The 747-nt window shown below is 53.9% G+C and carries 1 pseudogene; it reads left to right on the top strand.

Going from position 1 to position 747, the window contains the following annotated elements:
• Positions 1-540: 540 nt before the first annotated feature.
• Positions 541-747, top strand: a pseudogene (locus AUR66_RS13650) (cell division control protein Cdc6); the annotation flags it as partial.

The raw sequence follows: 747 nt of genomic DNA, 5'->3' as shown, positions 1-747 counted from the left end.
TGGGTGGTTCGTCGAGGCGGCCCCTCCATTTTCGTGTTACATTCGCGAAGGTGGTGTGTCTGATATCGACCGATGCTTCTGATTAGATAGAGAAACGGCTGGTGTGAGTAAACCACTGTGAACAATTCTCGTGTTTACAAACGCGAGGGTGGTCTCCTTCCCGGTTCGTCGATCGAGTACCGCGGACTCGGTTTCAGTCCACACCCCTCGGAACTTTTGCCGCCTCGAATTACATTCGCGAGTGTGGTCTCCTACTCCCTCTTCGAGTGGGTGCACAGAATCCAAAGTTACAAACGCGACGGTGGTCCCTCCCCTCGCTTCGAAGCGAGGATAGTTACAAACGCGAAGGTAGTCCCCCACACCACCTGTTACAATCGCGAGGGTGGTGTCTGACGTGGTTACTCGCGCGACACCACTCATCGACTATGTTCTGGCTGAACTATCGAATGAGGGGCCCTAACGCCTCTATTTGGTTGTTGTTACAATCGCGGAGCTACCCCCTACACTTTTATTAGGAATGGGTATGAATAGCGAACTCATATGACATCGGACGAGACTGATGGGGGTGGTCGAGACCCCCTTTTCCGCTACGACCAACCCATCTTCGCCAACGAGGATATCCTCAAAATCTCGCACCTCCCAGGCCCCGACAAGATTGTCGGCCGTGACGAGCACATGTCCAAGGTCGCACAGGCACTCAACCCCGCTATCTTCGGACGCGAACCTACCCACCTGTTTATCTTCGGA

The organism is Haloferax profundi, assembly GCF_001469865.1.
Lineage (GTDB): Archaea > Halobacteriota > Halobacteria > Halobacteriales > Haloferacaceae > Haloferax > Haloferax profundi.
The sequence above is the reverse complement of the archived record's forward strand: the minus strand, read 5'-3'. Positions and strand labels throughout refer to the sequence as shown.